The organism is Flavobacterium sp. (assembly GCF_020217025.1).
Classification (GTDB): Bacteria; Bacteroidota; Bacteroidia; order Flavobacteriales; family Flavobacteriaceae; genus Flavobacterium.
This window is the reverse complement of the sequence record NZ_JAIWOF010000160.1, coordinates 1-10,000: the sequence shown is the minus strand read 5'-3', so window position 1 is coordinate 10,000 and position 10,000 is coordinate 1. Positions and strand designations below refer to the sequence as shown.

At 33.6% G+C, this 10,000-nt stretch carries 9 protein-coding genes and 1 pseudogene; all 10 read right to left on the bottom strand.

Annotated elements, in window-relative coordinates; all coding sequences use genetic code 11:
• Window positions 1–133, bottom strand: a pseudogene (locus LDL23_RS08145) (OsmC family peroxiredoxin); the annotation flags it as partial.
• Window positions 133–2,025, bottom strand: coding sequence for a LysM peptidoglycan-binding domain-containing protein (locus LDL23_RS08140; RefSeq protein WP_291265254.1), 1,893 nt, complete (start codon window positions 2,023–2,025; stop codon window positions 133–135). The gene LDL23_RS08140 and the pseudogene LDL23_RS08145, both read right to left, overlap by 1 nt.
• 115 nt (window positions 2,026–2,140) lie before the next feature.
• Window positions 2,141–3,673, bottom strand: coding sequence for a glutamine-hydrolyzing GMP synthase (gene guaA / locus LDL23_RS08135; protein WP_291265253.1), 1,533 nt, complete (start codon window positions 3,671–3,673; stop codon window positions 2,141–2,143).
• A gap of 64 nt (window positions 3,674–3,737) precedes the next feature.
• Window positions 3,738–4,088, bottom strand: coding sequence for a four helix bundle protein (locus tag LDL23_RS08130; protein ID WP_291265252.1), 351 nt, complete (start codon window positions 4,086–4,088; stop codon window positions 3,738–3,740).
• Between the two features lie 37 nt (window positions 4,089–4,125).
• The gene (locus LDL23_RS08125) at window positions 4,126–5,304 is read right to left on the bottom strand and encodes an AIR synthase related protein (protein ID WP_291265251.1); all 1,179 of its coding nucleotides are present in this window, start codon (window positions 5,302–5,304) and stop codon (window positions 4,126–4,128) included.
• Window positions 5,305–5,388: 84 nt separating this feature from the next.
• Complete coding sequence (locus tag LDL23_RS08120; RefSeq protein ID WP_291265250.1) at window positions 5,389–5,835, bottom strand: hypothetical protein; 447 nt, start codon at window positions 5,833–5,835, stop codon at window positions 5,389–5,391.
• Window positions 5,835–6,656 carry an OmpA family protein gene (locus LDL23_RS08115; RefSeq protein WP_291265249.1) on the bottom strand — a complete coding sequence of 274 codons (822 nt, stop codon included), beginning with the start codon at window positions 6,654–6,656 and terminating at the stop codon, window positions 5,835–5,837. Before LDL23_RS08115 ends, LDL23_RS08120 begins: the two co-directional genes overlap by 1 nt.
• A gap of 42 nt (window positions 6,657–6,698) precedes the next feature.
• Window positions 6,699–7,592, bottom strand: coding sequence for an OmpA family protein (locus tag LDL23_RS08110; RefSeq protein WP_291265248.1), 894 nt, complete (start codon window positions 7,590–7,592; stop codon window positions 6,699–6,701).
• A gap of 125 nt (window positions 7,593–7,717) precedes the next feature.
• Window positions 7,718–8,491, bottom strand: a complete 774-nt coding sequence (locus LDL23_RS08105) for an OmpA family protein (RefSeq protein ID WP_291265247.1) — start codon at window positions 8,489–8,491, stop codon at window positions 7,718–7,720.
• 98 nt (window positions 8,492–8,589) lie between these two features.
• Window positions 8,590–9,870: an ornithine--oxo-acid transaminase gene (gene rocD / locus LDL23_RS08100; RefSeq protein WP_291265246.1), complete on the bottom strand. Its 1,281-nt coding sequence runs from the start codon at window positions 9,868–9,870 to the stop codon at window positions 8,590–8,592.
• Window positions 9,871–10,000 lie beyond the last annotated feature (130 nt).

Here is a 10,000-nt window from a genome sequence, read left to right as displayed (position 1 = left end):
TATCGGTTGGAGAAAAGGCTTCTCCTTTTCCGTTGTTGTCTAGTGGTGCATCTGAAATAATTTCAGAACCCGATTGTAAATGTATCGAAGAGGTGCGTAAATCACCTAAATAGGTCACTTTTGAAGTTGCCATTATTGTGCTTGTTTAATCGTTAAATCGCTGTCGTAATACAATAAATACGTTGCGTTATTGGTAATCATTCCGTTATTTGAACTATAATCAAATGCGTTTTCTATGTATTCTGTTTTGGTTGTTGCTGCTGATTTTACAAAACCTTCTGGTTGACAAATACGCAACATTGCATCAAAAGTCACATCGAAACCTTTTTTAGCTGCAGCGTTTGGATAAATGTTGTTGATTTTCTTGAATTGTTTCTCAAAAATCTTCTCTTCAAGAGTTTCCGCTACTTTAGTTGCAGATGGGAATAACAATTTCAAATCGGTTAAATTTTTCATTGGAATTTCCTCAAAATTCAATGCATCATACAATTCGAAAACAGCCAACTGAATATCGTATTCTTTTTGTAATCCTTTTAAAATATTGGTAATATTCAAAATGGTACTTGCTTTTTCAATTTCCATTAATACAAAATTCTTTTGTCCTTTAACCAATTGCGTTTTCAAAAGTGCCACATCTAAAGCGCCTTTATCATTAAAAGCGGCATGTTTTACATCAGGATGATTTGCCGTTATAAAATCTTTCGAAGTTGTTTTTTTAGCACTAATAATCGCCACAACATTTCCGTTTTTCGATTTAAAATAATCAAACATGGAAGCACGTAAAAAATCTTCCGAAGGAACAGTGTAATATAAATTTGATAATGGCAATCCACGTTCTTTTGAAAGTGGAGAGATCACAGGTGTATTATATTTTGTTAGTAATTGAGCCGTAGTTTCAACTACCGAATTTTGAAATGGCCCTACTACAACATCTACATTCTCAAAATCGTTTTTAGAAATAATAGACGCTACGTTAGAAGAATATTTAGTACTTTCCACATCGTAAACCTTAACATTTACAGGCAATCCCAACACTTTTGCTGAATCAATTGCCATTTGTGCTCCTGCGTAAAAATCTAAAGTTAGGTTTAAGAATTTATTGGTTTTTAATTGCTCTGTTTTGGTTTTAACCGAATCCGTTTCGATTTTAGTTAAGTTGAAAGGCAATAACAACACCATGTTTTTTTGTTGTGATTTATCAACCGAAGTAATTAAATTCACTTTATTTTTAGCTACTAACACTGAATCTTTAGCCTTTGAAACATAAGTTCCTGCACCATTTGAAGGCACTTTCAAAATCATTCCGATTTTTAAACCATCTTGTAAATCAGGGTTTAGCGTAATTAAATCTGCTTGAGCGATATCGAATTTCTTAGATAAACTATAAAGCGTTTCTTTTGGTTGTACTTCATAATCAACCAAAGTTACGTTTGTAGTTTTTTTAACTTGAACTCCAGGTTTTAAAACAACGGTTTGTCCAACATTTAAACCACCAACAATATGAGGATTTAATTGTTCTAATTCGGTAACCGTTAAACCGTATTTTGTAGCAATTCCGTATTTAGTTTCTTTTGCTTCCACTAAGTGAGTCGTTGCATTTGAAACTGGTTTAGGTTTTGAAACAAAAGGCGTTGGAACTGATTTTAAATCGGCAGCCGATGGTTTTGAAACAAAAATTTCTTGTCCTTTCTTTAAGCCATTTTGAAGCGTAGCTTTGTTCCAAGCTTCTAAATCAGCAACTGAAATGTTGTATTTTTTGGAAATTCCGAAAAGTGTTTCTTTTTCTCCAACAACGTGAATAACACCTTTGCCTGAAGTTGCTTTTGGAATTAATAAAGTAGTGTTTTCCTGAACGCCATTTTTCGCATCTGGATTTAATCGGTAAATATCAAAAGGCGTTACCTCGTATTTTTTTGCGATTTGAAAAACGGTTTCTCCTTTAGCCACCACATGCTTAATCTGAGATTGAGCCGGTAAACCGAAAAGAAAAATCAAACTGAAAAGAAAAACAACTCTTTTTATCATAATCTTAATTTAAAAAACAATACTAAACAAAAATTTCAATAGCAATTTCTATCGTAAAAATAGAATAAAAATAATTGCTATTGAAATTTATATGTTGAATTTGAAAAAATTTATTTTATTCCCATTCTATCGTTGCAGGCGGTTTCGAACTGATGTCATACACCACTCGGTTTACACCTCTAACGTTATTTATAATTTCATTAGAAATCTTCATTAAAAAATCATACGGTAAATGTACCCAATCCGCTGTCATTCCGTCTGTGGATTCAACTGCGCGTAACGCTACTACTTTTTCGTAGGTACGCTCATCGCCCATTACTCCTACGCTATTTACTGGTAACAAGATGGCTCCCGCTTGCCATACCTTATCGTATAAACCGTGTTCTTTTAATCCGTTGATGAAAACCGCATCTACTTCTTGTAAAATAGCTACTTTTTCTGGCGTAATATCACCTAAAATACGAATTGCTAATCCAGGTCCCGGGAACGGATGACGACCCAATAATTCTTCGTCGATTCCTAAACTTCTACCAACTCTACGAACTTCATCTTTGAACAACATTCGTAAAGGTTCTACCACTTGCAATTTCATAAAATCAGGTAATCCACCTACGTTATGATGCGATTTGATCGTTGCCGAAGGTCCGCCTGTTGCTGAAACTGATTCAATAACATCAGGATAAATCGTACCTTGACCTAACCATTTTACATCGGTTAATTGGTGTGCTTCATCATCAAAAACTTCAATGAACGCTTTTCCAATAGCTTTACGTTTTGCTTCTGGATCATCTAACCCAGCTAACGCATCCAAAAAGCGTGCCGAAGCATCAACTCCTTTTACATTTAAACCCATTCCTTTGTACTGATTTAGTACATTTTGGAATTCGTTTTTACGTAATAATCCGTTATTTACGAAAATACAATATAAGTTTTCTCCAATTGCTTTGTTTAATAAAACCGCTGCTACAGTTGAATCTACTCCACCCGAAAGTCCCAAAACTACTTTATCGTTTCCGATTTTAGCTTTCATTTCGGCTACTACTTCCTCTACGAAAGCGTTTGGTGTGAAATTTTGTGGCACTTTTGCAATTTTTACTAAGAAGTTTTCCAACATTTGTTTTCCATCTGTTGAATGGTATACTTCTGGGTGAAATTGGATGGCATAAGTGGTTTCCCCTTCTATTTTATAAGCTGCGTTCTCCACGTCTTTTGTACTAGCAATCATTACCCCATTAGTAGGAAGTTTCTTGATGGAATCTGAATGTGACATCCAAACTTGGCTATTTTCAGAAACACCTTCTAAAAATACTTCGTTTTCTTTGATGTACGATAAATTCGCTCTTCCGTATTCTCTTGTGTTGGAAGCTGCTACTTCTCCACCAGAAAAATGCGCTAAATATTGTGCTCCGTAACAAACGGCTAACAAAGGTAATTTACCTCTAATTTGAGATAAATCTGGGTGAAGCGCTTCTTCAGAACGAACCGAACACGGACTTCCGCCTAAGATTACGGCTTTGTATGATGATAAATCTGCTGGAATTTTATCGAATGGAAAAATCTCGCAGAAAATGTTTAATTCTCTAACTCTTCGGGCAATTAATTGGGTGTATTGCGAACCGAAATCTAAAATTAATACGTTGTGTTGCATGTGTTATTTAAGTACAAAGGAAAAAGTTAAAAGGAAAAAGTATTCCTAAAAACTCAACCTTAAGTTATTTATTATTTGATTTTACTACTATTGCTCCTAAAATATTTTTTAACTCCTGACTCTCTTTAATTAATAATTCAAGTGATTCGTCATTACTATCATTTAGTTCTTTTAAAACTCTCAACCAATAATTAGTTTCTCTTGCCTCTCTTAAAGCGATTTTTACTTTATTTGTAAAATCTGCTTTTGAAGAACCTGCTTGAGATTCTTCATAATTAGCTCCTACAGAAGTACAAGATTTACCTAATTGAAATCTAATTAAATTATTTTCAGGATTTGACTCTAATTTTCTTAAAAATTTTAAGCAAGAAATTCCAAAATTAAAGGTTCTTTTTAATAAATCATTTTCTTTCATGATCCCCTTTTTACTTTTTACTTTTTACTTTCTACTTTTAATATTCAAAAACTCCGTACTCGGATGTAATTGTTAATTTCTTACTATCTGATTTTTCTACTCTTCCTACGATTTGTGCGTCGATGTTGAATGATTTTGAAATTTCGATGATATCTTGTGCTACTTCAGCAGGAACGTATAATTCCATGCGGTGACCACAGTTGAATACTTGGTACATTTCTTTCCAATCGGTTTTGGATTGTTCTTGAATTAATTGGAACAAAGGTGGCACTGGAAATAATTTATCTTTAATCACGTGAACATTGTCTACGAAATGAAGCACTTTTGTTTGCGCACCACCAGAACAATGAACCATTCCGTGAATTTCATTTGAATTGTATTTTGATAAAATCTTTTTGATAACCGGAGCGTATGTTCTCGTTGGAGAAAGCACTAATTTTCCAGCGTCAATTGGACTATTTTCAACTGAATCTGTTAATTTTGTTTGTCCTGAATACACTAATTCATTTGGAACTGAAGCATCAAAACTTTCTGGATATTTCTCTGCTAAATATTTCGCAAAAACATCATGACGAGCTGAAGTTAAGCCGTTACTTCCCATTCCGCCGTTATATTCTTTTTCGTAAGTAGCTTGTCCAAAAGAAGCTAATCCTACAATAACATCACCAGCTTGAATATTCGCATTATCGATAACATCTTCACGTTTCATGCGAGCTGTAACGGTTGAATCTACGATGATAGTTCGGACTAAATCACCCACATCTGCAGTTTCTCCACCAGTGGAATGAATGGTAACTCCGTGATTTTTTAATTCTGCAATTAATTCTTCTGTTCCGTTGATGATGGCTGAAATAACTTCACCTGGAATTAGATTTTTGTTTCTTCCGATAGTTGATGAAAGTAGAATATTATCGGTTGCTCCGACACATAACAAATCATCAATATTCATGATTAACGCATCTTGAGCAATTCCTTTCCAAACCGAAATATCGCCTGTTTCTTTCCAATACATATAGGCTAAGGAAGATTTTGTTCCTGCGCCATCAGCGTGCATAATGATGCAATATTGGTCGTCGTTTGTTAAATAATCAGAGATAATTTTACAAAATGCTTGTGGAAATAAGCCTTTGTCGATGTTTTTGATAGCTTGGTGCACATCTTCTTTAGAAGCCGAAACTCCTCTTAAATTGTAGCGTTTGCTCGTATCAGAACTCATGTATGTAGTGTGTTGTTGTTGTTGTTGTTGTGGCGCAAAGATAGTTCTAAAATTTAGAATTTAGAAGTATGAATTTAGAATTTGTTAAATTTTTACAACATGAACAGCTTCCACTAATTCTGATGTATTATTTGGAAACAAAATATTCTCAATTTTAAACCTAGTAAAACATTCACCAACACTTGAAGAAACATCATAAGTAACATCAATTTCATCCATTTGCAAAGTTGTTTCGTTGTTTAGTTTAATTACGAACGAATTACCTGTTGGATTTACAACTGATGGAAATATTTGAATAATATTTGAACTTTCTACAAACTCATATGGAATTGCAACTTCATCTAAATCCTGAATGACAATCTGTTGCGAAGTATATGTTTCATTTTCAAATACATTTTCTCCTGAAGTTTCATCGATAATCTCAACAAAGAAAGAAGCTGGCGTAGCTTTTTCACCTTCATTACACTCATCGTTACAACTAACTAATGAAATTGTTAATACTACCAAAAATAAAGTTATTCTGTTTCTCATTATTTTTTACTTAAAATTTCAATTTCTACCCTTCGATTTGCTGCTGCTTGCTCAGGTGTTGCTTCTGGAATGGGATAAATGGGTTGTGAAACCCCAAATCCTTTTGTTTTTACTCGATAATCCTGAATACCATTATAAACGAGAAAACGCTTAATTTGTTTTGCTCTATCGGTAGACAAATTTCGGTAATCTTTATCAATACAACAAATATGACCTTGAATTTCGATAATTAACTCGGGATTGTTTTGCATTACAAACAACAAATCATACAAAGTTCCTTGTGATTCGGGCATTGTTGCAAAAGTATTTTGATAGAAATTGATGTTTTTCAAAGTGATTTTCGTTCCTACTTTTGCCAACTTTACTTTTTCCTCTAAAGGTGCATCATCTGGAATTATTACTTCTGGTTCGGCTTCTTTAATTCCCAAAACCTCATCTTCTTTATCTAAATCTTTTTCTAATAAATAATGAATAATCGCCTTTCTATTTTCCGCTTTATTGGTGGAAGTAGCGCCTTTTTCACCCAGGGAAATACTTTTAAAATCGGGTCTGATATTGACTTTTCCTTTGATTTGATTGAATATATGACTCACGCGTTTTTGCGACAACGTATCGTTGTAACCTGAACTTCCCACCTCATCTGTTGAACCTGTAATGGAAAGAATTTTAGAAGTGGTATTTTCGGCAATCCATTTTTGGAGTTTGGCTGTTTCTGTTTTGTTTAATTCAAACTTGTTGTTGTCAAAATAAAACACCGCTTGTTCTTGCGCAAATGTCATTTGAAACCATACAACTACTATAAAAGAATAAAAATATTTCATGAAATCATGTTTGTAAAATAAAACGAAAAATTATGCCAAAAATTAATTTTCTAAGATAAGAATTTCTACCCTACGATTTTCGTTTCTTTCTTTTTCGTTTTTCTCTGGTATTTTGTGAATGGGTTGTGTACTTCCAAAACTTTTATACTGTAATCTACTATCATCAATATCGTTGGCAACCAAATAATTATGAACCGCAATAGCACGAATTAACGCAATATCTTCTGGATCTTCGCCTAATTGACAACAAATATGACCTTGAATTTCGATTTTTGCTTTCGGATTATTTACCATAAATGCTAAAAGTTCTTCCATAACGGGTAACGATTCGGGTACGAAAATTCCGGAACGGTCATAAAAATAGAGGTTTTTCATCACCAACTTATCTCCTACTTTTGCATTCGCGTACCGATTTGGAATTGCTTCAAGATGCACTAATTCTTCTGGATCAACGGGTTGTAATTCGGTATCAATTTGTTTAAAGGGTTTTGGGTCGTCCGAAATTTTTTGTCCTGTATATACTACTGGATCGTCGTAAACCACAGGTTTTTCTACTATTGTTTTGTTTGGAATTACCTTGTAAAAAACGTCAACTCTTCTGTTATAACGTCTTTCTTTTCGGGTTTGAACACGTTCTCCAAAACCTTTAATTTTTAAATCTTCGCTAAAAAATAGGGATGAATTTGTTTTTGTTTTCAGTTGTTCTTGAACCGTATGAATTCGTTTGTAAGCTAACGTATCGTTATATTCGAAGGTTCCGTACCAATCGCAATACCCATTTATTACTAGAATTTCGCGGTTTTCGGCTTTGTTTAACCAAGACATAAACAATTCGTTTTGCTTTGGGTTAAACGTATCTTGATCAAAATCAAAATAAAAACTCGCCTTTTCTTGTGCTGAAAGTAGTAGTCCAAACAGCAGTAATACGTATTTCATTTAGGGTATTTTAATGTAACGAATATAAAAAAATAAAAGTATTAAAAAAACTTATTCAGAAAAAGAACTTTTTATTTTACTTAAAAAATTAATTTACAACACATTAAAATAAAATTATTTTAAACTTAATTGGCAATGATTTGAATTTCTACTCTCCTATTTTCGTTTCGCTCGTCTTCGTTATTTTCTGGAATGATGTGAATCGGTTTCGAACTACCAAAACTTTTATAACTCAATCGGTTTTTATTAATTCCATTATTTACCAGATAATTATATACTGCTAATGCTCTAACTTTTGCAGTATCTTCTACATCGGTTCCCATTTGACAACAAATATGCCCTTGAATTTCTATTTTTAAATTTGGATTAGCCAACATGATTTTCAATAATTCTTCTAAAATAGGACGCGATTCAGGAACAAAAATTCCGGAACGATTGTAGAAATGTAAATTCTTTAGAATTAATTTATCACCTACTTTTGCTGTTGACACTTGTTGCGATAAATTTTTATTATCGTCTTTTGGAAGTATTTTTTCTGTTATCAATTCTTCATAGAAAATCTCTACTTTTCTGTTCCGTTTTAAATCGGAGTTTTGTGTGAAATTTTCTCCTTTGCTTTCGATTTCGATTTGCTTTTGGTTGGTAACTTTTTCTATGATATGATACACGTAATTAGCTCTGTTTAGCGCTAAAGTATCGTTGTAACCATTAGTTGCTCGGTAATCGCAAAAGCCAATTATTTTGATAATTTTTAAGTCTTTATTCTTTAGAAAAACATCTAATCGAGTTAATTCTGGAGGAGTTAACTGATGTGAATCGGTATCAAAATAGACGGTGAATTTTGCTTGTGAAAAAGAAAACGAAGAAATTAAAAAGCAGCAAAGTAAAAATCGTAGCATAATTGTTATTTTTAATACAAAACGCATAAAGTAACAAATAAGTATGTAAAATAATAAATCCCGACTTTCATCGGGATTTATATTTACTAAGCAATTATTTATTTTTCAAACTCTTTTAAAGTATTGATGATAATTGAAACGCAATCTCTTAATTGCTCTTCGTTCATAACTAACGGCGGAGCAAAACGAATGATATTTCCGTGAGTTGGTTTTGCTAATAAACCGTTTTCAGCTAAACGCACACAAATGTTCCAAGCGGTGTCGCTTTCTTCTGTATCGTTGATAACAACTGCATTTAGTAATCCTTTACCTCTTACTAAAGTAGCAATGTTTGAAGTTTCGATGAATTTACCTAATTCTTCACGGAAGATATTTCCTAATTTTCTAGCGTTTTGAGACAAACTTTCTTCCGAAACTACTTCTAAAGCCGCCATTGCAACCGCAGCCGCAACTGGATTTCCTCCGAATGTAGAACCGTGTTGACCAGGTTTGATCACATTCATAATGCTATCATTTGCCAAAACCGCTGAAACTGGATAAGCTCCACCTGATAATGCTTTTCCTAAGATTAAAATATCAGGTTGGGTAAACGTTTCTTGTTTTTCACATTTTGCTTCACAAGTACAATTGCCGCAAACCGCTAATAACGAACCTGTTCTAGCGATACCTGTTTGTACTTCGTCTGCGATGAATAAAACGTTGTTTGCTTCACAAATTGCTTTTGCTTTTTTAATAAAATCGTCAGAAGGTGTATAAACTCCCGCTTCTCCTTGAATAGGTTCTACTAAGAATCCTGCTATGTTTTTTGATGAATTCACTGCTTTTTCTAACGCTTCGATATCGTCATAAGGAATACTAATAAATCCAGCTGTATAGGGTCCGAAGTTTTTACGTGCGTTTTCGTCGTTTGAGAAAGAAATGATTGTTGTCGTTCTTCCGTGGAAGTTACCATCACAAACGATGATTTGCGCTTCGTTTTCGTTGATTCCTTTTTTCTCGTAAGCCCATTTTCTACACAATTTTAAAGCGGTTTCTACTGCTTCAGCTCCTGTGTTCATTGGTAATACTTTATCAAATCCGAAATAGTTGGTCACAAATTGTTCGTAAACCCCTAATTTATCGTTGTAAAATGCTCTTGATGTTAAGGTTAACGTTTTCGCTTGCTCTACCATTGCTCCTACAATTTTTGGATGACAATGTCCTTGATTTACCGCAGAATAAGCCGAAAGGAAATCGTAATATTTCTTTCCTTCTACATCCCAAACATAAACGCCTTCTCCTCTACTTAAAACTACTGGTAGTGGATGATAATTGTGTGCACCGTACTTGTCTTCTAATGCAATTGCCTCAGCCGAACTCATTTTTTCTAAAACTGACATAAAATTTTGTTGTTGATTGTTACATCGCAATTCCTTCTTAGTGGTGAGAAATCAACCGAATAGTTGCCAAAAATACAAAAATCAAGGGCAATTTCAAAGTCAAATTCAAAAATCAAGGGCAAGGGCAAAT

What these genes read in the sequence shown, in the direction of transcription:
- LDL23_RS08140 (WP_291265254.1), bottom strand. Translation starts at nt 2,025, where the DNA reads ATGATAAAAAGAGTTGTTTTTCTTTTCAGTTTGATTTTTCTTTTCGGT.
- guaA (WP_291265253.1), bottom strand. Translation starts at nt 3,673, where the DNA reads ATGCAACACAACGTATTAATTTTAGATTTCGGTTCGCAATACACCCAA.
- LDL23_RS08130 (WP_291265252.1), bottom strand. Translation starts at nt 4,088, where the DNA reads ATGAAAGAAAATGATTTATTAAAAAGAACCTTTAATTTTGGAATTTCT.
- LDL23_RS08125 (WP_291265251.1), bottom strand. Translation starts at nt 5,304, where the DNA reads ATGAGTTCTGATACGAGCAAACGCTACAATTTAAGAGGAGTTTCGGCT.
- LDL23_RS08120 (WP_291265250.1), bottom strand. Translation starts at nt 5,835, where the DNA reads ATGAGAAACAGAATAACTTTATTTTTGGTAGTATTAACAATTTCATTA.
- LDL23_RS08115 (WP_291265249.1), bottom strand. Translation starts at nt 6,656, where the DNA reads ATGAAATATTTTTATTCTTTTATAGTAGTTGTATGGTTTCAAATGACA.
- LDL23_RS08110 (WP_291265248.1), bottom strand. Translation starts at nt 7,592, where the DNA reads ATGAAATACGTATTACTGCTGTTTGGACTACTACTTTCAGCACAAGAA.
- LDL23_RS08105 (WP_291265247.1), bottom strand. Translation starts at nt 8,491, where the DNA reads ATGCTACGATTTTTACTTTGCTGCTTTTTAATTTCTTCGTTTTCTTTT.
- rocD (WP_291265246.1), bottom strand. Translation starts at nt 9,870, where the DNA reads ATGTCAGTTTTAGAAAAAATGAGTTCGGCTGAGGCAATTGCATTAGAA.